We start from the raw sequence: 23,307 nt of genomic DNA on the forward strand, positions 1-23,307 counted from the left end.
TGTTCCTGAATTACGCGCCGGGAGCCGGACTGCTGCTCTGGGGGAGGGGCCGGTCAAACACAGCCGCTTCTGTTCCCTGCGGCGTGCTCCTGGGGGCGCGTTTGCGCTCAAAGAGGTAGAAGGCGGCGGGCACGACATAGAAAGTCATCAGGGCTGAAACCGTGATGCCCCCCACGATGATGATGCTCAGGCTCTTGCCGAACTCGCTGCCGCTGCCGGTGCTGAGCAGCAGGGGAATACTGATCACCAGCACCGTGAGGGTGGTCATGATAATGGGGCGAAAACGCAGGCGGCTCGCCTCGATCAGGGCTTCTCGCAGGGGCCGCTCCTGCATCTGCTCGACCACGAATTCCAGATAGATGATCGCGTTTTTGGCCGAAAGTCCGATCAGGAGCAGGAAGCCCAGCACCCCGAAGATGTCGAGGGTGCCGCCCACCAGAAACATCATCCAGTAGGCTCCTGCCACCGCGAAAGGCACCGGCAGCAGCAGGTACAGCGGATAGCGGAACGAATTGAACTGTGCGCCCATCACGAGGTACACCAGCAGCATGGAAATGGCGAAGGCCTGCAGGCCCAAACTGCCCACCTGATTGCCCAGCGCAAAGCCGCTGTTGGCATCTGCCGACCCCACCGAAACGAGGTTGTCGATGATGCCCGCCTGCGTGAGTGCCGCCGTCAACTGGGTCTGCAACTGGGCGCTGGTCAGGCCGCTATTGGGGTCTGGCTCTACCGTGAGATTCAGGCTATACAGGCGGTTGGTCCGCTCCACACTGGTCGGCGCACTCGTCTGCACGATGCTGCCGAGCTGGCCCACCGTCAGGCTGCTGCCGAGGGCAGAACTGTAGATCGGCAGCGACAGCAGCGACTGGTCATCCTGAAGGTACTGAGAGTCGAGCTGCACCGTGATCGGGTAGGTGACGCCGCCAATCTCGACGTTGCCGCCGCTGGAACCGCTGCCGTAAGTGCCGAGCGCCTGCGCCACTGCCGAGGCGGTCAGGCCCGTTCCGGCCAGAAGGCTGGGATTGGGCACGAACTGATTCTCAAGGGTGGTGTTGTCGAGGCTGCTGCTGGCGCTCAGCACATTCGGATTTTGCTCCAGGATATTGACCGCCGCCGCTGCCCGCTGCTTGAGCAGGTTGTAATTGCTGGCGATCAGGGTCAGGCTCTGGCTGTTGCCCTGACCCCGGAAACCGCCTCCGCTGAAGATGTTGGCCCGCACGCTGGGCACGTCGCTGAACATGCTGCGGAGCGCCTGTTGATAGGTGGCCGTCAGCGCGGCGGTGTTCTCGCGCTCTTCTTTGGGCTTGAGGGTGATGTTGAGGCTGGTGCCGCCTGCAGTCACGCTGGCCTGAACCGTCTGCACCTCGGGCCGCCCCATGAAGTAACCCTCCAGACGGCTGACCAATTCGTTGCGGGTGTTGAGTGCGAGGCCGCTGGGAACCCGCAGCGAGGCCCGCAACGTGCCCGAATCGGTGGTCGGCGTGAACGTGAAATTCATGCGCGGCACCACCAGGACCACGGTGGCGACCAGGAACGCGGCGGCGATCAGGAGCACGCCCACGCTGGCCTTGAGGGCGCTGTCGAGGCTACGGGCATAGGCTTCGCGCACCGCCGTCAATCCACGGTCCGTGACGCCGTGCAGGGTGGTGGTCAGGGCTTCTAGCACCGTCAGCAGCACGCCCCACACGTAGCGCAGGGCCATCAGCAGCAGGGGCAGCAGCACCAGCGCAAGCAGGGGCAGGCGGTTATCCAGCCGTGTCCAGATCAGGGCGGCGGCGGCGGCAACCAGCACCCAGAACCACCAGGTTTTCACCGAGTCAGCGCCCCAGCGCACGGCCTGCGGCAGGCGGGCAAAAGCGCGGGGCACGTCCCGCCAGCCCAGCGGTTCGGCGTCCGGTGTGTAGGCCATTCGGACGGTCAGAAACAGCAGGGCTTCCAGCCAGGACAGCAGCACCGCAGCAGCGAGGCCCAGCGCAAACTGCTTGACGTATTCCCCAATGATGCCGCCCATAAAGCTGACCGGAATGAGAACCGCCAGCAGCGACAGAGAAGCGGCGGCCACGGCACTGAACACCTCCGAAGCTCCGCGCAGCACCGATTGAATGCGGTCATAGCCCATCGCCCGGTAGCGCTCCACGTTCTCCGCGACCACGATGGAATCGTCGACCACGATCCCGATGGCGACGATCAGGGCCAGCAACGAGACCTGATTGAAGGTAAAGCCCATCAGCTTGTAGAGGATCGGGGCGGCGGCCAGCGAGATGGGAATGGCCGCGATCACGGTGAAGGCCGTATTCAGCCTGCCCAGAAACAGCAGCGTGACGAAGGCCACCACCAGCGCCGTGACCCACAGTTCATGCGTGGTGGATTCGATGCTGGCGCGGATCGGCCCCGTCGTGTCGTTGCTATAGGTGGCGGCGTACCCTGCCGGAAGCTCGATGCCTGAGATCAGCTCTTTTACGCCGTCTACCACGGCCACCGCGTTGCTGCCGGAGGTCTGCTGAATGCTGACCAGCACCACGGGCAAGCCGTTGACGCGGGTGACTCCGGTGGTCGTGCTGCCGTCCTGTACGCCCGCCACATCCGCCACACGCACTCCTCGGGTGGGATCGAGGATCACGTTGGAAATATCGGGAACGCTGGTGAGCTGGGCGTTGGTCGTGTAGTTCAGGCTGTTGCCTTCCCGCGTCACGGTGCCGATGGAGGAGCGCACGTTGCTGCCGCTGATGGCGTTCGACACGCTCTGGGGGGTCAGGCCGTAGGCCGCCAGCTTGTTGGGGTCCAGCAGCACCTCGACCGAGCGCTGTGATCCGCCGCTGAGTTCCACGTCGGCCACGCCCTCGACCCGCTGAAGGCTGGGCACGAGCCGATTCTGAACGTAGTCGTAGACATCGGATTGGCTGGCCGTGCCGCCCGAAACCCCGAATTCCAGAATCGCCTGAGAATTGGGGTTGAAGGTACGGACGCTGGCGCTTCCAGCCCCGTCGGGCAGTTGGCGGGTGGCCGCCGAGACCAGCGAGGCGACCTGATTGGCCGCCGCGTTCTGGTCGGTGCCGTCTTCGAGTTGCAGGGTCACGCGGCTGTTGCCCGTGCTGCTCGTAGAACTGATCGAGGTGACGTTGGGCACCTGCGCGACGGCGCGTTCGATGACCTGCGTCACTTCCTCATCCACCGAGGTGGGGCTGGCCCCGGAATACGAGGTACTGATGTTTACGACCGGAATATTGACGGTGGGAAGCAGGTCTACGCCCAGAGAGCGCATAGACACGAAGCCGAAGACCACGATGCCCACAAAGATGCCGATGGCAAAGACGTAGCGCGTGACCGAGAAATTGATCACCGGATTGACGCCGCTGAAGACCTTTTTGCCCACATTGCGGATCATGGAGCGCCTCCGGCACCGGCGGGGCTACCTGCGCCCGGACTGCCCGGAATCCTCTGGCTGCCCGGACTGCCCCGCTGCCCGCTGCTGTTGACCGTGCTGACGCTGGCCCCGTCCAGCAACCCGGTCGGTGGCTGGGTGATGACCTCGTTTCCGGCGTTGATGCCGCTGACCGCCGATTGGGTGCCCGCCTGTCCCAAGACCGTCACGGGCTGTTGCTGCGCCTTCCCGGATTCGATGGTAAACACGTAGGTCTGATCTCCGTCCACCTGAAGCGCGGTGCTGGGCACCAGAATGCCCGAGGCGACCTTGGCGCTGTAGACCACCGAACCGACGGTGCCCAGTGCGGGCAGGGCCGAGCCGATAAACCGCGCCGTGGTGGGCACGCTGCCGTTGGTCGGCGCACCTGCGTTTTGTGCCACCTTGAGCGGGTACTTCTGCTGCCCGACCACAAAGGTCAGGGCCGCGCCCACAGGCAGCGTGGAAGCCTCGGTGGCGGGCACGTTCACCGAGACCTGCCGCTGGCGGCTGACCAGCGAAAACGCCTCGCTGTTGGCGGCGAGGTACTGGCCTCCACTGACATTGAGGCCCGTGATCTGCCCCGCGAAAGGAGCCGTGATGCGTAAGGCTCCTGCGGCCTGCTGCGCCTGATTCAGCGTGATCTGCGCTCTCTCGACGGCGAGCCGCGCTTCGGCCAGGCCCTCGGTCTGTGCACGAGTATTCTCGGCCAGATTGGCCTGCGCGGTCACGAGGGTCGTGCGGGCGGCCTCGACCTGCGCCAGCTGGTTGTTGACCTCGGTCCGCGACGCTGCGCCGATGGCCGCCAACTTCTGAAGCCCCGAGAGGCTCTGCTGCGTGTTCGCCAGCGCCGCTGCCGCAGAAGTGACCTGCTGCTGAAGCTGAGCGCGGCTGCTGCTCACACTGTTCGTCTGAGAGCGCAGCTGCACCTGCGCCGTCTCCAGCGCGTTGCGGGCGCTGTCTACCGAGGAATTCAGGTCGCTGTTGGTCAGGGCCAGCACCGTCTGTCCAGCCTCCACCTCGCCGCCGACTTCTACGGCAATGGTCGTGACGGTTCCCGAGGCGCGGGCCGATACCGTGGTGGTCTGGGCCGAGGCGACTGTACCTGTCAGGCGGCGTTCGGTACTCAGCGTTCCTTCCTCAACGGCTACCGCCTGCACCGGAAGAGTGACGCCCGTGCCGCTGCTGCTGGCGCGGCCTCCTGCGGCCTGACCGGAACCGGGGGAGAAGCCGGAACCGGCCTGCCCTCTGGTGGTCTGCCCCGCTCCTGTCTGAGCGCCGCCTCCTCTGGCCTGACTGCCTGCACCTGCGCTGCCTGGGCCTGCATTGCCGCCACCCTGAAAACCGCCCCCAGAACCCGCCGCACCGCTCCCGTCATCCTGCCCCAGTCGGTAACCCACATAACCGACTCCGCCAAGCAGGAGGGGAATCAGCAACCATCCCCAGGGAAAGGAACGGCGTTTCTTGGCTCCAGCCACCTGAGCCGGAGCAGAAGCAGTCAGGTCGTCTCGGTCTGCCACTGTCTTCGATACCTGATCCATGGAACCATCGAATCACTGGTTAACGAAGAAATATCGAAGAAATGTTGCGAAAATACCGGATCTGGTGCGGCGAAATCTGTCAGAACAGAAAAGCGTTCATTCACAGAAACCTCCTGACCGTCCGTGTAATGCGCTGGAGCAGGCGGCGTCCCCGCACAATTTGGGCAATTCGGTTGCACAGAAAGCCGCTCCCGGAACGTTGGCCGGAGACTGTTTTCGAAACCATCACGAATTCTTAGGATTGTCTTCACGCTGCTCCGCATGCGCTGGGCTGTCATTGCCTTCTGCAAAAGAGAACCCGGCGTCACGTCGTCTGCTGGGGTGCAGTCGATCCGGGCATCCCGATTTGAAACCTTGGGTTTTTGACTTGTGAGACAGGCGTGACGCAGGTTTTGGTACGGTAGCTACATGAATGCGCCGGGCTGGAAGAGGGACGGCAATCCCGTTCACTTCCGCGTTTCGGCACATCAGGCAACAGGTGAGCAGATGCAGCAGGTCACATCTGCACCGCTTGGGCCAGTGCCGCTTTACACTGAGTCCAGAAACCGAGTCACGTTTTGAGACCTTCTCAGAGATCACGCAGCCGCAGGCCCACCGCAAAGAGGGTGGGAACTTCACCATGACCCAGACGCCACCACCTTCTATGGCCGCCCTGAGAGACGAGCTTCGGGGCTTCCACGAGCAGATTCAGGCATCCCAGGATGCGGCTGACCAGGCTCTGCTGCACCGGGAAGCCGCTTACCTGGCCCTCAACATCGGGGAGACGGCGGTGGCGCTGACGCATGCACTGGCTTGTCTCGATCTGGCGCGGGCATGTCAAGACCTGAACCTTCAGACCAAAGCCCACGTCGCTGTTGCGATCGTGCAGGCCGAAGGCTATGACGACCTGGGAGCCGCAGAGCATTTTCGCCACGCCGAAGATCTGGCAAGGGCTGCCGGCGATCACCGGGGAGTGGCCCTGGTTGCCGTCAACGTCTCTCATTATCAGATGCAGCGCGGCGAGTACCTGGCCGCTGCCACCCAGCTCGGTGCCCTGTCGCATCCCCCCTATCTGGGCGTGTTGAAGCAGCCTGATTCCGCTGAACTCCGGCAGGTCTTCCATATCAACTATGTGGTCAGCGCAGCTGAAGCCCTGATGGCCCATGAGACGCAGATCGCTGACCTTGAATCATGGCGCATGAGGCTGAGGGCGTCTGCACATGAGCTTCAGCTTCTGCACGCCAACCAAACCGGGCTGACCAATGCCCTGCACCTGCTGGACGTCCTGGACGCCCTGATGCGCTACGCCCTGTGGCAGGACGATCTGCCCGCCGCACAGCAGTTTGCAGATGAGTTCGTTCAGGTGTCTCGGCGTCTGGGCAGCACGGTCATGTACGGACGGGCGCTCCTGAACCGCAGCCGGGTCAGGGCACGGATGCAGCAGTGGGAGGGGTCGATTCAGGATGCCGAGGCTGCCATTGCCCAGTTCGAGACCGGGCAACATGACCTGTGGGCGGTCCGTGGCCGGACAGCGCTGGCCGAAGCCTATGCCCAGACCCAGCAGTTTCGGGAGGCCTTTGAGACGCAGCGGGAAGTGACCCAGCAGGTCGAGTCGCTTTACCGACAATATCACCAGCAACGGGCCTTACTGGGGCAAATCACGCAGCAGGCCCGGGAAGCCGAGGTGCGTGCGACAGCTTTTGCGGAGGCGGCGCTGCAAGATTCGCTGACCGGCATTCCCAACCGGGCCTACGCGATGCAGCTCCTGGCCCAGTTGCATGGCCGCGCCCAGCAGGGTGAGAGCAGCGCCATTGCCCTGGTTGACCTGGATCACTTTAAGCAGGTCAACGACACTTCGGGGCACGCAGCAGGGGATCTGGTGCTGACGCGCGTGGCACAAACCCTGAATGCCGGAGTCCGGGCCGTGGACAGCGTGGCCCGTTTTGGCGGTGAAGAATTCGTGGTCATCCTGAGAGGCGTGACGCTCGCTGATGCCCAGGACTCCTGCGAGCGCCTCAGGCGGGTTCTGAACGACCTCAACTGGGATGACGTGGTGCCTGGCCTCAGAACTTCGGCCAGCTTCGGACTTGCCATGCTGGACGGGCAGCGCGACCTTAAAGCCACACTTCACGCAGCAGATAAGGCGCTGTACCGTGCGAAAGCATCCGGGCGCAATGTGGTTCGAACGGAACATCACTCCACAGACCGAATCATTGATTTGAGTTGAGGCGTGGGGCGCGGTTCATTCCCCCTTTCCGATTTGGTCTGCTGGGGGCAAGCAGTGAATGCTCAGGACGCTGCTTCTCTATGATTGATGTTTTTAAGTTTTAAAAAGAAAAAACATCATCAATCATCATAGGAGGAAAGAGACATCACAACATTTGTCGTGTAGATCGCGTTTTTCTGGATATTGAGAGGTCAATTCCCTCCAAACTTGACGAACATTCCCCCCAAACTTGACGAATAAAAAGGTCAATTCCCCCCAAACTTGACGAACATTCCCCCCCAAACTTGACGAATCATCATTGGATTCCCCCAAACTTAACGAATAAAGGCCAGAGAACCTGAAAATCACGTCCCAATGGAGTTTTTTCTTTCCCCCCGAACTTGACGAATAATTTCCCCCCAAAGTTGACGAATGGTTCCCCCCAAACTTGACGAATAAAAGGGTCAATTCCCCCCAAAGTTGACGAACTCCTGCTGCCTTCATCTGAATACTGTCTGGAACAGCATTTTTTTGAGTTCAATTTCAATTCCCCCCAAACTTGACGAATGAAGGGAGAGGGGACGGAAAAATGGTTGAAGGGGCTCTCCCCTTTCTGAACTCTGTGGGGGAAATCTCAAGCGGGTAACGCGGCCCGGATCAGGGCAGCCCGCTCTTCTGGAGATTGGCTGAGACTCCGCAGTAGTGTCTGAATCAGGTGAACCACCGAGACCTGCTGGTTGAGTACTCCCCGCTTCAGCCTTTCTCGATCACTTCCAGAGAGGTGGGGCGTGACCTGCATGAAGGTCAGCTGGTGCTCCAGGCGTGATAGCTGCCGTGCTGGGCTGAGCGCCAGAAGCTCTGCCACCTGGGCAGCTTCGACCTCCTGCTCCAACAGAACCGGCTGAACGGCCGCAGCCGGGCGTAACCGTTCTCCCCTGAGCGCTGCAAGCGGCAGGGGATCGTCATACCGCTCTGGATGAATCAACATATCGCGCAGCAAGGCTCCGGCATTCTGTTTGCGTCCAGGGTAGGCGTCAAATTGGCGCAGCGCCCGCTGTACTGGCACAGGATCAGGGTGGTCATGCAGGTATTTTCCGGCTACAGCGGGATACATACCCCGGCGGGTCAGTTCGTGCAGCAGCTCCGGGTCAGGCAAACGGGTGACCGGGGCGAAGACGTAGGTCAGCTGCTGCGCCTTGCCGCGCCCCTCGATCTCGACGCCCAGCAGGATGCCTCGGTGGGTCAGCTCCTCGTGGGCAGGTTGCAGGACCCGGCGAATCTTGTCAGGTTCCGCGCTGTAGATACTGAGACGCTCCCCCCATTCCAGCAGATTCACGGTCACGCGGTTCTGGGCCGAGCCGGAATCCCAGCGTAGCGCGTCCAGCACACGGTAAACCGCCCGCACTGGCGGACTGCTGAGGTCGCGGTAGACCCCCAGATCCAGTGGCTTGACGTAGCCGTCACGGATGCTGCGGGCCACCTCGTCGGGCAACCGGATTTCCAGAGCGCTCCGGATGTCGTCGTCATCTTCACGCGTGGCGGTGACCTTCCACAGATAGTTGAAGGTGGCGTCCACATGCCGCTGACGGCCATGTACCCACCAGCCCTGCACAATCTGGTAACTGGTGCTCTGGAGCCTGCGTAGGCACTGACGCACTTCCCGGTAGTAATGGGCGCTGCCGTTCAGACCCGCCGCCTGCAATAACCGGTGCATCGAAACCCGGATGGTGCCGTCTTCGGGACAGCCGTCTTCCAGATAGAGGTTGATGATGGCGACCATCACGTCGTTGTCGAGTCCATGCGGCACGACATGCCCAGTCAGAGCCGTGCAGGTGACGGTGACTGTCGTTTCTCCAGCCTGATAGGTGCGTGTCCAGCTCGTGTAACTGGAGGGAACCCGCGACTGGGCACTGATCAGGGAAAGCCGCGCCACATTGAGTTCGTCGTGACCTCCGGATGCGACGCTACCCAAACCGCTGGGCAGAACCACGTCCAGAGCAGTGACGCGCTCGGGAGCGGTCAGGTTCTTTTCTCTGGCAACCTTCTTACTCATACCAGAGCGGACATATGAGAAGAGAGAAGAAGAGGCACAGGACTGACGTCATTCTACGCCAAAGGTGAGGCGGAGCACCTCAGCAGGTTGTGTGGAGGTGAGTCAGTCTTGTACCCGTGAGGGGCACAGATCTCTACCTCCGTGGCCCCACGCCCTGAACCTGCCCGATGATTTCGTCCATCAGGCGGTTCAGCTCTGTATCCACGACCTGGTGCACTGGATTCGCGTCATACCAAGCCAGTACTTCCTGCACGCCACGCGCATAGGGAACGGTGGCCCTGAACTCTGGCACCAGACGCTTGATCTTGCTGTTGTCGAAGATGACGCTGTGGGCCTTGTCGCCCAGCAGTCCCGCGCCCCAGTCGGGAGCAAAAGCGGCGATCACCCTGGAGGGCACGTGGACGATGTTGGCTTCCGCGCCCGCCGCTCCGGCCACCAGCTCGAAAATCTGATTCCACGTCAGCCACTCATCCCCGGTGATCTGTACGGCCTCACCGATCACTGCCGGGCGGCCCAGCAGCCCCACGAAGCCCACGGCGAAGTCGCGGTGATGCGTCAGGGTCCACAGGGAGGTGCCGTCGCCGTGGACGATCACGGGCTTGCCCTGGCGCATGCGGTCCACCACCGTCCAGCCGCCGTCCATAGGCAGCAGCGTCCGGTCATAGGTGTGTGAAGGCCGCACGATGGTTGCCGGAAAGCCGCCCTCGCGGTAGGCGCGGGTCAGCCGATCTTCGCAGGCAATCTTGTCGCGCGAATACTGCCAGAAAGGGTTGTGCAGCGGCGTGGATTCTGTGATCGGCAGGTGGCCCAGCGGCTTCTGGTACGCCGAGGCCGAGCTGATGAAGACGTACTGCTTGGTTCGGCCCGCAAACAGCGCCAGGTCGGTCTCGATGTGTTCGGGTGTGAAGGCCACCCAGTTCACCACCACGTCAAAGTCCAGATCGCCCAGCGCTTCCCGCACGCTGCCCGGATCGCGGATGTCGCCGCGCAATACTGTTGCGCCGTCTGGAACGGGCCTTGAGGATTCGCCCCGGTTGAGCAGAAACAGATCCATGCCCTGCGACAGCGCCAGTTCCGAACACGCTGAGCTGATGATGCCTGTGCCGCCGATGAACAGAACTTTCATGCTTTCTCCTGTACCAACGTCTGGCCCTGATCGCCCAGCGTGTCGCGCCAGGTGTGCTGGGCCTCAAAGCCGAGCTGGGCGCGGGCGTGGTCAATGCTCAGCAGCGTTCCGAAACCCGTCAGCGATTCGTGCAGCGGGACATCGGGAAACACCTGCGCCATCAGCATGCGCGAGGGGAAGGGCATCACCGTATCGGCGGCGGCGATGATAAAGCTGCTGGCTCCCTCAAGCGGCGCAGTCAGGGCCAGACGGCAGGCCAGCGCGGCGTCCCGCTCGTCGATGTAGCCCCACAGGTTCCATTTGCGGGCGTGCAGGTCCGGCCAGGCCAACTCTGGAAAACGGCGGTACTCCTCAGGCCCCAGGATGTTGGAGAACCGCAGGGCCACGAAAGCAATGCCCGAGTGACGCGCAAAATCCTCTGCCATCGTCTCGGTGACCACCTTACTGAGCGCGTAGGACGATTCGGGGTGTGGGTAGTGCGCCTCGTCTACCGGGGCGTAATGCGGCGGCACATCAAACGGCAGGCCCAGCGTGGTCTCACTGGACGCCCAGACCACCCGGCCCAGGCCCAACATGGTGGCCGCTGTAAAGACGCTGTGGTTCATGGTCACGTTTTGCACGAAGGTGTGGTGCGGGGCCTGAAGATCAGGGGCAGGAATATTCGCCAGATGAATCACGCTGCCCGCCCCCCGCATGACTTCCAGCGTCTGGCCCAGATCGGTCAGGTCTGCACGCAGGGTGGCCTTCAGGGAACCTGCAAAGTTGCCGTCTGGCCTGGGAATAGGTTGGGTATCGACGGCAATGACCTCATAACCGTGTTCCAGCAGATGTCGCAGGGCTGCGCGACCGGCCCTACCCGCTGCGCCGGTCAGCACCACTGGCCCCGCCGGAGGGAGCGGTTCTGCCGAAAGAATCTGGGCGGAAGCCCTCACCACGCGTAGGCTTCCGGGGCCTGTCCGCCGGGGCCAGGCCAGATCTCATCCAGCTTGTTCAGGATGTCATCCGTGAGTCTGATGTCCAGCGCTTTCAGTGCGCCGCCCAGTTGCTCTGCCGTGCGCGGGCCGATGATCGGAGCGGTTACGGCGGGCTGATGCAGCAGCCAGGCCAGCGCCACATCTGCCGGAGATTCACCGATTTCTTGACACAGCGCCTCGTACTGCTCCAGTTGCGGGCGGTGCTTGTCGATCTGTTTTTGCATGTTCTCGCTGGCGCGGCGGCCTTCGCTGGCTTTCTGCAAGACCCCCCCCAGCAGGCCGCCGCCCAGTGGACTCCAGGGAATCACGCCCAGTCCCAGCGCCTGACACGCGGGAATGACCTCCAACTCGATCATGCGGGCCGACAGGTTGTACAGGCTCTGCTCGGACACGAGGCCCATAAAGTGGCGCTGGGCGGCCAGCGTGTTGGCCTGCGCGATATTCCAGCCCGCGAAGTTGCTGCTGCCCACGTACAGCACCTTGCCCTCACGCACCAGTTGTTCCATCGCCTGCCAGACCTCTTCCCAGGGTGTGGCCCGGTCGATGTGGTGCATCTGGTACAGGTCGATATGATCGGTCTTGAGGCGGCGCAGGCTGTCCTCGCACGCCCTGCGGATGTGGTAGGCCGAGAGTTTCTGATCGTTGGGACCGTCCCCCATCTTGCCGTAGACCTTCGTCGCCAGCACAATCCGGTCGCGGTTGCCTGGATTTTTCTCCAGCCAGCGCCCAACGATCTGTTCGGTCACGCCTTGTCCCGGCTGGCGGCCATACACGTTGGCGGTATCGAAGAAATTGACACCCTGCTCCAGCGCTGTGTCCATGATGTTGTGGCTGTCCTGCTCGCCCGTTTCGGGACCAAAGTTCATGGTTCCCAGGCACAGAGGGCTGACTTTCAGGCCAGTGCGGCCCAGATGACGGTAATCCATAGTTGACGCCTCCTTGAATTTCGCTCTGACCCGACGCTACACCCGCAGGCGCGGCAGCGTCATCTTGGCGCGGCCTTCATGGTTTCGGCAGAGATGGAAAGCGCACCTCCAGACGGGCAATTGGCACCACATGGCGTCTGAACGGCGGGGCGAGTACCAGAGAAAGTGTTGTAGAGAGTTTCGGGCCATGACCGGTAAGCTGGGACCTGGGCGGCAAGGAACAGACTGGTGGACAAGGCAACGACGCGGCTTTTCAGACCCTTACCGGAAGTCACCAGCAGTCGCCGGGCTTTTGCCTGCAGGTCATCCCAGCGCCGGGCCAACGCCTCGCTGATTTGCAGTCCACCATGGGCGGTCAGCAGCAGAAAACGAGAGCCTGCACATCCGCAACTTTGAGCACGCCGTAGAGCTCGCCCTGCTGTACCTGAATATACTGGGCAAAACTTTTGTGCCTGTCCTGGGTGCAGACCTGCAGTTGAGCGCCTACCTGCCCGGGGGCGCGGCCACAGTGACGCTGATCCGAGATACGAACGCGGATGGTCAGGCCAGCAACGGTGAAGTGCGGGCACCCATCCTCTGACGGTCACCGAGGGGCAGAGCACCGATCTCAGAATCCTGACGCTGCTCTAACGACAGCTGATTTTCACAGCAGGGGAGAGGGCGGCGCCAAGGCTTTTGCCCTCTTTCTCATGCGTTCAGGAAGACGAACAGTCCCACCGTCACATCCGGCAGTAGTGCCTGCAGATCTTTCTGAACACTCACCACAGGACAACACTCACTACAGACGAACGCACCGATGCGGCCGGACAACTGAACAGTTCTGCATCGGCCAGTAGACTGGTGCCGGTATTTTGCCGTTGGACTGAATTTGGGTGAGGAACGTTTTTAGTCTGGCGGGCGGCGTTTTCCCCGGTCTGGGTCACTCTGTTCCAGATTCAGGGCAGCAGCGTTCAAGACCAACCGCACGTGACGGCTGAGAGCTTCCAGGTTGGCTCGCGTCACGGTGGCCGCCACCATATCCAGCTGGTGGCTCAGTTGCCCCAAATCGTGCAGGGCCCCGACCCGGATGCCCTCGGTTTCCCAGTCCTGGCCCAGCTCGTCGAGCAACGTCAGTGCCCAATCATGGTCCGCCGCTCCCCAGGTACTCGTTGAGGGCTGGGCCACAAGCGCCAGCCGAATATCGTTCAGTCGGCGCTGAACCATCAGTCTCAACTGGGGTCGTTCTTCTTCGAGGCGAATCACCATGTGGCCGCCAACTCTACCGGCGGCTGTCCCGCAGCCCAGAACCCCGCAGTTACAGAGGGCCGAGCAACTTGCCAATCAGCGCCGAAGGTAGCGCTGCACAGGGCGTCCGCGTCGGCCAGCGTGCCTACCGAGCTGACATCCACGGCGGCGGTAGATTGAAAGGCGCGGCGAGAGACTCCAGGAAACTGGTGCAGGCGTTCCTGGACACAGCCCACCGACAGGAGTTGAGTCTCTGTCTGCATCTGGGCCGGAACCAGGAACACTTCCGTGCCCGCCAGAGTGAGACGGTTCCCACCGTAGGTCCACTGCTGTGGCTGACCCAGACTGCCCGCCAGCTCGGCAACGGGCCATGTCCAGAATTGAGAGGTGAAGGTGGGAGTGGGCGCCATAATGCCGCATGACGGACAGTCATCGAGGGGTTGCAGGGCCGCTCTCTCCGGCAGGCTGGCGGTACCGCAGGAGGCCAGCCAGAGGGGGAGCGCAAGAAGCCAAGGCAACATTCGGGGAGTCATGGCCGCAGTGTGCCCCAGGAGCAGGGAACGCGCAGGGAACTGGCAGGATGATTGAGCCGCCTAGGTGGTATCAGGGAGAGAGCGGCATTCCTTGTGCTGCCATTACCTGCTCGAAGGCCGGATCAAGCGAAAGGCCAAATTCTTTGTGCAGCAGGACGCGGTAATCACGTAGAGCCTGATCTGCTTCGCCCCGCAGGTCGAGGCTCAGCAGGCTCCGAATGAGGCCCTGGTGGCCCCGGTCTGACCAGGCTTCCAACTGCAACACCTGCCGGTACACGCCCACCGCCTGGGCCGGAGCTGTGCTGAGCAACTGTGCGCCCCACGCCAGCCCCACCTCCACGGCGCGGCGCAGGCAGCTGCGCCGCACCTCCTGCGCCCACTCAGTTTCGGCACCGGGCAAAAAGGTACGGCGGTGAGAAGCAAATACCTCTCCCAGCGCCGCTGGATCAGGCAGCAGACCGTCCGGTTGTGCGTCGAGGATCACCCGCAGGTCAGCCGACAGACGGTAGCGGCCCTGGGCATACGGCAGCGGATCAAGAGCCAGTGGCAGGCCTGGGCGCAAGGCGCTGCGCAGCCGCCGGATAGCCACGCGCAGATACTCAATGTGCCGTTCCTCCGCAGAACCGTCCCAGAGGGCGGTCACCAGTTCATCGCGTGACCCGGAGCCGTGCAGCGCCAGCCACACCAGCAGTTCGCGGGATTTGGCGAGTGGGATGGCCACTGGCTGGCCCAGCAGGTGCGCGGCAAAATCCCCCAGCGCCGTAATCTGCAGCATCGGCGGTGGGGCCACTGCTGGCGTGGACTGGGCTTGCTCCACTGACGTGGGCCGCAGGAGCCGGGACAGGGAGCTGACCTCTGCTTCTCGGCGTAACGGCTCTGCTGGATCGTTGCACATCAGCGGCTGGGTCCCGAGCAATGTCCACCAGCCGCGCAGGCGCAGTTCGGCATCGGGCCACGCCCGAACGTCTTGCACCCTCATCCCCAAAGGGCCACCGAAGAGGGCACTTCGGAGCAGCTGATGGTGGGCCACCTCCTGCGGGCTTTTTCCCGCCTCCAGACGTCCGAACTGGACCCTCGCCTTCTCCACGTTTCCCTCAGCCATCAGCAGATCAATCCGCGCCAGCGGGAGTCCGGCATTGCCCGGATGCAGCTGACCTGCCCGGGCATGGTCCTCTGCGAGGCTCAGGGCGTGATCTGCCGCAAGCAGGTCGCCTGTCCAGCGGGCCAGGGTAGCCCTCAGCACCAGCCGTTTGACCTGATAGACGTGATGTTCGTCATCAAAGCAGTGTTCGGTCTCGTCCAGGGCACTCCGGGCCTCCTGCGGTTCCCCACGCCGGACAGCCAGTTCCGCCTCATCCAGCCGGATGGCGGCGGCCCGGACGATCCAGCCCAGCGTGTCATAGACTTTCCGGGCCTCCCGCAAGGCCAATTGAGCGGCTTCCAGCTGATGGGTTTGCCGCAAGACCACTGCCTGAAGTTGCAGGGCTTCGGCCACCCGGATCTGGTCCCCCTGTTCCTGTGCCCAGGAGAGAAAGTGGGTGGCAGCGTCCTGGGCCGCCTGCGGCTGACCTTGACGCAGCGCAGCCTGAGCGAAGGGCCAGAACAGGGCGGGCACGACCTCATCTGGCTGTAGCCGTGCCATTCCAGTTTCTGCATAGTGGCGTTGCAGGGCCGCGTCGCCCCGCCGTCCGTAGACCATTGCCAACGACGCGTAGCCTGCCGGTTCCAATTGCGCCGCCCGGTGCAGTGTCAGCAGCAACCTCTCGCCCTGATCGGTGTCTCCCGTCTCGATGCAGGCCCAGGCCAGGCGAGCTTGTAAGCCTGCGCCCAGCTGATCTACGGGCAGTTGCTCCAGCAGTTGACGGGTCAAGCGGTGCTCACTGCGGTTGCGGTGTCCCTGGACCAGCTGGCCAGCCAGGCGAGCAGCGTCGGAAAACGCCTCTGCCTGGGCATAGAGTCTCACGGCCCGCCGGGTTTCACCCTCAGCTTCGGCCCGCCGGGCGGCCACCAGTCCAAAGCGGCGGGCTCGCGGGGGGTCGGCAGCAAGTTCACGCTCCAGCAGCTCGAGCAGCAATCGGTGGGGTTGGTAGGTCTGCTGTCCGAGCGGCACCATGGGCAGCCCGGCCCGCTGCACCTGGGCCAACCACCCTGGGGGCAGGGCGCTGCCCAACAGTTGGGCCTCGGCTTCACTCCAGATGCCCAGCACCGCCATCTCGGCCAAGTGCTCCCGTACCCCGTCTGGGAGTACATCGAGCGTGTCTTGAAGCAGATCCCGGGTGCCCACCTGCCGGTGCGTTCCGGCAGCAGCCAGGGTCACGCCCGCAGGCCAGCCTTCGAGCTGGGCCACCGACGCCGCGTCCAGAGCCACATTGCGGGCTTCGAGCAGTCCCGAGATTTCCTCAGTGGCAAATCTGAGGTCAGTGGCGTCCAGGATCAGGCCTGTGCCGTCGGACACACGCCGGGCCAGCCGCAGGCCGTCGGTGCTGTAGCAGCTCAGCAGGAGGCGGTGGCCCTCATCCAAGTGGTTTGCTACGGTCAGGAGCCAGCGGGCCACCGTCACGTCTTCTACATGATCGACGATCAGGTCGAGATTGTCGTTGATCTGTGAAAATGCCGCGCCCAACTGCTGCGCCAGCACATCATTGGGAGTGCGGGAATCAGGGCGGTGCAGTTCGGGGCGGTCTCCGATCAAGGGCGAGGCCGCCTGCGCGATGAGCTGCGTCACCTCATAGGGGCTGACCTGCGCTTCTCCCAGACGGCACCACACCACCCGGCGCGGCGTGCTGCGGGCGTACTGGGCCAGCAGGGTGGTCTTGCCGTAGCCTGAAGGCGCAGCCAGCACCACCACTGGTACGTCCAAGGTTTCCGCAAGTTGCGTGAGCAGGGCGGAGCGCGTCACCTCGAATCGTCCCGCCCGGGGAATCACAAAAGGCTGCATGGATGCTGTTCAGTCTAGAGCAGCCCTGCACGGCGCACCGACTAAAAGCGCACGTCTCCAGCCGTCCTTTCTGCTGGGTAACTTGGGTCTACGCCGGATAACGTCACGTTTTGACTGTCGCCGTGGGGCACAGGGCGCGGCAGGGCCTGTCTGATGTTGATGAATCCGTCTGGAATTCACCGCAGTTGACTCCTTCCACGGTGATAACGGCGAGGACAATACCGGCAGTACGTGGAAGGACATCAACTTGGAGATCAGGCGCGCCGGCTTTGAAATGGGCGGGGAGTTCAGTCACTGCCTGGGGATGGCCGCGCACCCCCGACACACCGCCTCTGGTCATGGCTGCCGGTGAGCTGATGGGTTGCCGGGGAATGGGCAGGGAACTGGACCTGGTTCCCTCCCGGTTCTGGGGGTCGGCGGCACACTCTGAACACGCCGAACAGCAAAGCGCCCCTTACCGGACGCACTGGGCGTCTGGCCCCCTCTTCTCTGTGCTCTGAGCACCAGGAGTTTCCTATGTCTATTCGCGCCACCCGTTTGATGCTGCTGTCCACCGTCGCCCTCGCCTTGGGAGCCTGCAGCCAACAGGCCACGCCCGCTCCGGCTGCAGGCACCACCGTCAAAGGGCAGTTCATTGAACCCTGCGAGCCCTATCTGGCGGCCCAGAGCGCTCCGTTGCAGGGTCAGCGGTACCCCAGTGACCCCTGCGGCGGCCCGGTTGATCCGCCCGAAGATCCGGAGTACATCTCGATGCCCGGCACGCCCGCCCTGGTGCCTTGGGACAGCGCCAATACCACGGCCAGCGCCGTGTCTGCAGGCCGCCTGAGTGCCCAATGGGTGCCCACCAACGCCACCAACCGGGAAGACTACGTTCGTCAGCTGTTTATTCAGGTAAACAAGAACGTGCTTCCAGACAGTCAGACCAGCGGCTCGCCAGTCGTTGATGGACGTTGCCAGGTCAGCCGCGTCAACGCCGTCACTTCGGTCGACAAACTCTTCGCCGAACAGAGTACGGCCTCGACGGTCTTCCCCAGCACCATTTTGCAGGGCCGTTTCCTGTCAGTGTCAGGGAACACGCCCACGCCCATCCATGTGCCCAGCAGCCAGCGCGCCCCTGTCCGGTTGGTCGACAGCTACCTCAACACGGCCACCATGCCCACCAGTACCTACACCGACTACGCGCAGGCCCTGCGGCAGATGCTGGTGCAGGCCAACGCAGACGGCGATTTTCAGCAGTCCAACATCATGTTCGATGTGCGGTCGGCCTCGACCGTAGAAGAAGCGTCGCGCAAATTCAACATCGACTTTAAAGCGTTTGGCAGTGACGTCAAAGGCAAGCTGGACAGCACCGCCGTCCGGAGTGAGAACACCGTGTACGCCGTCTTCTATCAGAGTCTCTACAACATCCGGGTTGATCTATCCGGCAATTACCCGGTCAATGGCCTGTTCAATTCGGCTTTCGGTTTGAGTGAGATCAATACCCTCGGCAATGTCGGTGAGATCGACAGCACCAACCCGCCTGCCTACGCCACTGGCAGCACCCTGGGCCGGATGCTGATCGTCCGCGTGAGTGCCAATGCCTCGACCACCGAGCTTGAAGCGTCCGTGAATGCCACGTTCAAGAACGGCTCAGCTGGATCGTCGACGCGGGACAAAGAGATCATGAGCTCGAGCCACATCAGCGTCTACGCGGCAGGCGGCCCCGCAGAGCCGCAGATCGCTGTCGTTCGCAGCGGCAATTACCAGAATTACTTCGATACCAGCCGCATCGCGATCAGCAGTCTGATGCCGCTAGCCCACACCATCAATTACTGGGACGACACCTTGATGCGCGTCAACCGAACCTACGACTACGACAGCCGCGAGTGCCAGGCCATTCCCACCAAGAAAATTCAGCTGCGCTTCCGCGAGGTCGACAACGACGCCGTGATCGAAGTGAAGTCTTCCGGTACCAACACCTTCAGACGCCTGAATTACAGCGGGAATCCCGGCACCATCGACCTCACGCCGGAGCTCTTGGCTGAAGACGCCGAAATCCGGGTGGGTGTCGTGGGCCGGTCGCCGTCGTGGTACGAAACCTTCCGTTGGAAGATGCACGTCGACCTTCTGGTGGACGGGGTCGTCAAAGATAATTTTGACCGCAACTGCTATGGCTGCCACTCTGAAGGCAACCTCGCCACCTGGAGCGTCAATAAATTTACCGGTGACGTCTTTACGGTCAGCAAATGGAATAACTGAACGAACCAAGAGATGTCCAGCAGAATGAGGGTTCCTCGTCTGCTGGACATCTCCTATTGGTGTGGGAAATCAACGTGGAGGGTCTCCGGCCCAGAGGGATTCACAACCTCCAGGCCCTATTTTGCGAAGTTGAAGGTAGACAGGTAGGCTAAGTGCTCAGGACCCGACAGTTTTAGGGGGGCTTGAAAGCCCGCGTTCTAAACGGCAGAACAGAGCGCGTCTCCTGTTGCCCTCCAGTCTCTTGCACGTTGTTTCACCGCTCACTTCCCGGAGTACCGGAAAAATCAGGTTGAAGTCCTGGCGCTGATCGTCCTCGCGCTCCTCCAAGCCAAGGATGTGCGTCATGCTGAACTCGCGGAGCGCTGCCTGAGCAGCGCTCAGACCGCCTCTGTCGTCCGCCGGATCGAGCGGTTCTTCAACCGCCATCCGCTGTGTCCAGCAGACGTTGCGGCCGTTGTCCTCGCGCTGCTTCCGGATACCCGAAAACGGGAATTCATCATCGACCGCACCAACTGGAAGCTCGGCACAGCCGATGTGAACGCCCTTGTGCTGGCCGTCCTGTGGCGTGGTACCGCCATCCCCCTCTTCTTTGAGTTGCTGCCCCACGGGGGCAGCAGCGGCACCGAGATCCGCCTGGCCCTCTTGGATGACGTCCTGTGCCTGCTGTCCTGCCGGGAGATCGCCGTCCTCTCTGCCGACCGGGAATTCATCGGCCAAGCGTGGATCCAGGGTCTGGCACGCGCCGGTATCCCTCTTTGCGTCCGACTGCGGCAGGACACCTTCATCGACGACGTCCCGGCGAGCGAGTGGTTGCAGGGACTGCAGCCAGAGATGAGAGGCATCCTCGTCGATGGGGCCGAGGTGTACGGACAGCCCATCAACGTCGTGTTGACGTACACCGACGAGGGAGAGGCGCTGATCATCGCCAGCAACGCTGGCCCCGCCTAGAGCATCCTGAGCGGGTACCGAAAAAGATTCCGCATCGAGTGCCTCTTCCGAGCCTTGAAGAGCAAGGGGTTCAAGCTCGAGAGTACTGATATGACGCTCCACGATCACGTGGAGCGCCTCCTGTGCCTCCTGACCCTAGCCTACGTCTGGTGCGTGCTGGTGGGTATTTTTCAGGCATGCGCCACGAAGGCGCATGGCCGACGGGCTTGGAGCATCGTCACACTTGGCCTGCGCACCTTGGTGCGAACGTTCGCCCGCAGTCTCGAACACGGCAAGGCAGAGGTTCTCGATCTGATTGGACTCTTGACGCCGTCTCAGACGCTCAATTCAGAAAGTGTCTGTATGTCAACAATAAGGTGAGGAGAGAGCGTCGCCCTGAAACTGTCTGCGCTTGTCGCTTGTACCCGAATTGCGCGTTCTCTTTCTCAACGGCACCACACCGCTGCTCTTCGCTTGATACCAGGCTGCCTCCGGGCCCGATCCAGAACAGACCTGCGCGGGTGGGGGTGAAACGCCGAACTCTGCTGGAGGACGCCATGATTATTCTTGGACTTGATCCCCACCCAACGACCCATACCGCCGTTGCTCTCGATTCGCGTGGAGTGGTGCTGGACAGCCTCAGCGTCAAGAACGGCGCCGATAGTCTCCACCAGTTGTGGCTGTGGTCCGTGCAGTTCGAAGAGCACTGCTGGGCGATTGAAGGCGCAGGCAACCGGTATGTGGCTCCCCTGCTGGCCCTGCTCTTCGCCAGGAATCAGTTGGTGTATCACATTCATCCCAGCCTGACCAGTCAGTACCGTGCACGGCGGGGCAAGAAAAAGAACGACCTGGTCGATGCCGAGAACGTCGCTCGGGTGTTGCTGGCCAATCCAAAACTACCGCCCTATCAGCTCAGCACGCAGCGCACCCGGTTGCAGGAATTGTCCCGCACACGGGACAAGCTCGCTCAGCAGCGCAAGGCGAACCAGATGATGCTCGAAGCGCTCCCAGACACCACGACTGCCTCGCTGAGCACCGCCCTTCAGGCGGTGTTGACCTCTCTCGAAACAGCATTGAAAGAGCTGGAACACGTCATGGCGACCCTGGTCGCTCAGGTCGCCCCCACCCTGTTGACGTTGCAGGGGATTGGCGTCGTGCTGGCCGGCACGGTGCTCGCCGAAGTCGGTGACATCAAGCGGTTTGAGACTGTCCATCATTTCGCCAGTTATTGCGGCGCTGCCCCAGTTGAACGGGGCAGTGGGAAGAACACGCGCTGGTGTGTGAACGTCAGCGGCAATCGGCAACTCAACACAGTGCTCCACCTGATGGCCTTGACCCGCCTGCGCTGTGATGAACGGACCAAAACATTCGTGACCAAGAAAGAGCAAGAGGGAAAAACGAAACGAGCGGCACTTCGAGCACTCAAGACCCACCTGGCTCGCGAGTTGTACCGAACATTGCAGACCAGCCATGTTGGCGGCCCCATCCCAGCCCCCTCTTAGGATCTTTTTCCCTGCCGACTTGACATACCAGGTTCGGGTACTGAGGGCTAAGTGTCAATTCTCGGGGGTGTTCTTCAGGTAGGCAAAAACGAGGTATTCCCAGACCGAACCTGATACACATTCACGCAGCGTCTCGTGACTGGATTTCTAGGCGGCGCGGTTGCAGTCTTCCTGAACATCTATGTCACTCAGAGGAACAGGGAGTACAGATGTCAGGGCGGGCTGGATGGTGGTCATGGAGAAACGGTGGCCGTAAGGGTTGACATCAGTCAGGGCGGGTCAGCCTGGCCCCACCCGGTCAAGGAAACACAGCCCAATTTGGGATATCTTTGGGCCGTTTTAAAATATTTGACCGCTGATCAGCCCCTCAGAACCCGCCTATCTCCGTGGGGTACCTTTGGGCCGTTGCTCCTCAAATCTCATCTCAGACAGTGCCCTGAGGCTTTTTGTCTTTCTTGCTCTGTTTGGGATACTTTTGGGCCGTTTTGGCCCTGTTGTGGGATACCTTTGGGCCGTTTGACCCCAAAAACCTGCACCAGCACAGCAAACGTTAATTCCCTTGTGGTTGTTTCTTTTATATTTTAGACAGAAGACAAACATCATGTACCGAAAAACACCCCCTCAACCCCCCAACTGCTGACTGAGCGAAATCTTGACCGCTTGGGCTTTTTTTCGGTACAGACTCGCCTTCCTTTGGAAACGTCCTGGGAAAGCCAGTTCCAGGTGGGGGGGCGATCCGTTCACATGCACGGCGAAGGCACCCGTGGAAGGCATCACGGGGCCGATACAGACCTGATGCTCGGTGTGGAACAGCTGTTCATCGCCCAGGGATCTCCCGAGGACAACTGGCTTCACACTCCCCCCAATGCGCTGAGTGAAGCTTCACTCATGACCAAGAATGGTCGTGCTTTTCACCGCATGCGGGAAGGCCTGCTGCGCATCTGGGCCACCGGATTTATTGTCCGGGAGGGCTGGGTGGATCCTTTGGGACGGCCCATCCGCTTCAACGCAGCTTTCCGTTTGTTTGAAGAGCTGAGGTACTGGGACCGGGAAACAGCAGCGCTGCCCGAACTGTTGCCAGACGCCCGTCTGAGCATCCGGCTCTCGGCGCATCTGGCGTCCAGTATCCGGGCGGGCTACACCCATGCCTTACGCCGGGAAGTGCTGAGACACCTTGAACAACCTCATGCCCGGGCGCTCTACCGCTTGGCCGAGGCCCACCGGTATGCGGACGGCGGCACGCGCCTGCGGAGCTTGAGTGTGCCGTTGCTGGAGTGGCGGCAAGCCTGCGGTATTCGTGAGGACCGACCCAGCAAGGTGATGCGGGCTCTGGATGCAGCCCATGAGGAACTGAAAGCCGTCGGTGACCTGACTGACATCACGGTCACGGATCGCGGGCAGGATCAGCATCTGATGTACCTGTTTCGGCAAGAGTCTGAGCCCGATCCCGCGCTGGTTCAGCTGTTAAGGGAGCAGCGGATCAGTGCGCCGCGAGCGGTGCAGTTGGCCACTGAATATCCACAACGGGTAGAGCAGGCCGTTGTCTATGCTGAGCAATTACGCAGGCAAGGAAAGCCTCCCCGAAACCCACCAGGATTTATCGCTGATGTGATCTCAAACCCAGACAACTGCCTGAGCAGGTGGGTGAACCAGCCGCCCCGCGCCCGGGTGAGCACATCAAACGGGCACTGGCTCACAGCGAGACGGAGGCTCAGCAGGAACACGACGCCCGGCTGACTG

The 23,307-nt window shown here is 62.0% G+C and carries 16 protein-coding genes; 7 read left to right on the forward strand and 9 right to left on the reverse strand.

The genetic code is table 11. The features are described from left to right. Nucleotides 1–10 precede the first annotated feature (10 nt). Together F561_RS0111830 and F561_RS0111835 are read right to left on the reverse strand one after the other, a co-directional pair. Nucleotides 11–3,385, reverse strand: a complete 3,375-nt coding sequence (locus F561_RS0111830) for an efflux RND transporter permease subunit (protein ID WP_019010181.1) — start codon at nucleotides 3,383–3,385, stop codon at nucleotides 11–13. After that, on the reverse strand, nucleotides 3,382–4,941 hold the full coding sequence (locus F561_RS0111835; RefSeq protein WP_245556503.1) for an efflux RND transporter periplasmic adaptor subunit: 1,560 nt from the start codon (nucleotides 4,939–4,941) through the stop codon (nucleotides 3,382–3,384). Before F561_RS0111835 ends, F561_RS0111830 begins: the two co-directional genes overlap by 4 nt. Before the next feature lie 619 nt (nucleotides 4,942–5,560). Here F561_RS0111835 and F561_RS0111840 point away from each other — a divergent pair. Next, nucleotides 5,561–7,147, forward strand: coding sequence for a GGDEF domain-containing protein (locus F561_RS0111840; RefSeq protein ID WP_157451817.1), 1,587 nt, complete (start codon nucleotides 5,561–5,563; stop codon nucleotides 7,145–7,147). Between the two features lie 613 nt (nucleotides 7,148–7,760). Here F561_RS0111840 and F561_RS0111845 read toward each other — a convergent pair. From F561_RS0111845 to F561_RS0111860, 4 genes are all read right to left on the reverse strand, one after another. Continuing rightward, nucleotides 7,761–9,179: a replication initiator protein A gene (locus tag F561_RS0111845; protein ID WP_019010184.1), complete on the reverse strand. Its 1,419-nt coding sequence runs from the start codon at nucleotides 9,177–9,179 to the stop codon at nucleotides 7,761–7,763. A 133-nt stretch (nucleotides 9,180–9,312) separates the two neighbouring features. Continuing rightward, nucleotides 9,313–10,305 carry an SDR family oxidoreductase gene (locus F561_RS0111850; RefSeq protein ID WP_019010185.1) on the reverse strand — a complete coding sequence of 331 codons (993 nt, stop codon included), beginning with the start codon at nucleotides 10,303–10,305 and terminating at the stop codon, nucleotides 9,313–9,315. Then, nucleotides 10,302–11,240, reverse strand: coding sequence for an NAD-dependent epimerase/dehydratase family protein (locus tag F561_RS0111855; RefSeq protein ID WP_211214812.1), 939 nt, complete (start codon nucleotides 11,238–11,240; stop codon nucleotides 10,302–10,304). The genes F561_RS0111850 and F561_RS0111855 overlap by 4 nt, the downstream gene beginning before the upstream one ends. Beyond that, the gene (locus tag F561_RS0111860; RefSeq protein ID WP_019010187.1) at nucleotides 11,234–12,205 is read right to left on the reverse strand and encodes an aldo/keto reductase; all 972 of its coding nucleotides are present in this window, start codon (nucleotides 12,203–12,205) and stop codon (nucleotides 11,234–11,236) included. Before F561_RS0111860 ends, F561_RS0111855 begins: the two co-directional genes overlap by 7 nt. Before the next feature lie 448 nt (nucleotides 12,206–12,653). On the opposite strand from F561_RS0111860, the gene F561_RS30315 reads away from it, so the two are divergent. Further along, entirely contained in the window at nucleotides 12,654–12,785 is a 132-nt protein-coding gene (locus F561_RS30315; RefSeq protein ID WP_019010188.1) for a hypothetical protein, read from the forward strand. Nucleotides 12,786–13,090: 305 nt separating this feature from the next. Here the strand turns inward: F561_RS30315 and F561_RS0111870 are convergent, their stop codons facing one another. The 3 genes from F561_RS0111870 to F561_RS0111880 all read right to left on the reverse strand — a co-directional run bounded on the left by F561_RS0111870 (nucleotide 13,091) and on the right by F561_RS0111880 (nucleotide 16,900). Continuing rightward, nucleotides 13,091–13,450, reverse strand: coding sequence for a hypothetical protein (locus F561_RS0111870; protein WP_019010189.1), 360 nt, complete (start codon nucleotides 13,448–13,450; stop codon nucleotides 13,091–13,093). Further along, a complete protein-coding gene (locus F561_RS0111875) occupies nucleotides 13,444–13,962 on the reverse strand; it encodes a hypothetical protein (RefSeq protein ID WP_157451818.1) in 519 nt (172 codons plus the stop codon). The genes F561_RS0111870 and F561_RS0111875 overlap by 7 nt, the downstream gene beginning before the upstream one ends. Nucleotides 13,963–14,032: 70 nt before the next feature. Next, entirely contained in the window at nucleotides 14,033–16,900 is a 2,868-nt protein-coding gene (locus F561_RS0111880; RefSeq protein WP_019010191.1) for an AfsR/SARP family transcriptional regulator, read from the reverse strand. Nucleotides 16,901–17,416: 516 nt separating this feature from the next. On the opposite strand from F561_RS0111880, the gene F561_RS0111885 reads away from it, so the two are divergent. The 5 genes from F561_RS0111885 to F561_RS25355 all read left to right on the forward strand — a co-directional run bounded on the left by F561_RS0111885 (nucleotide 17,417) and on the right by F561_RS25355 (nucleotide 23,304). Next, complete coding sequence (locus F561_RS0111885) at nucleotides 17,417–19,138, forward strand: thiol-activated cytolysin family protein (protein ID WP_019010192.1); 1,722 nt, start codon at nucleotides 17,417–17,419, stop codon at nucleotides 19,136–19,138. Nucleotides 19,139–19,474: 336 nt separating this feature from the next. After that, the gene (locus F561_RS29955) at nucleotides 19,475–20,086 is read left to right on the forward strand and encodes a hypothetical protein (RefSeq protein ID WP_019010194.1); all 612 of its coding nucleotides are present in this window, start codon (nucleotides 19,475–19,477) and stop codon (nucleotides 20,084–20,086) included. A gap of 6 nt (nucleotides 20,087–20,092) precedes the next feature. Further along, nucleotides 20,093–20,446 carry a transposase gene (locus tag F561_RS29960; RefSeq protein ID WP_281166586.1) on the forward strand — a complete coding sequence of 118 codons (354 nt, stop codon included), beginning with the start codon at nucleotides 20,093–20,095 and terminating at the stop codon, nucleotides 20,444–20,446. Nucleotides 20,447–20,622: 176 nt separating this feature from the next. Beyond that, a complete protein-coding gene (locus tag F561_RS27205) occupies nucleotides 20,623–21,567 on the forward strand; it encodes an IS110 family RNA-guided transposase (RefSeq protein WP_083922424.1) in 945 nt (314 codons plus the stop codon). 636 nt (nucleotides 21,568–22,203) lie between these two features. Next, nucleotides 22,204–23,304 carry a replication initiator protein A gene (locus tag F561_RS25355; protein ID WP_281166587.1) on the forward strand — a complete coding sequence of 367 codons (1,101 nt, stop codon included), beginning with the start codon at nucleotides 22,204–22,206 and terminating at the stop codon, nucleotides 23,302–23,304. Nucleotides 23,305–23,307: the final 3 nt, after the last annotated feature.

The sequence above is a fragment of the Deinococcus aquatilis DSM 23025 genome, assembly GCF_000378445.1.
In the GTDB taxonomy this organism is placed as follows: domain Bacteria; phylum Deinococcota; class Deinococci; order Deinococcales; family Deinococcaceae; genus Deinococcus; species Deinococcus aquatilis.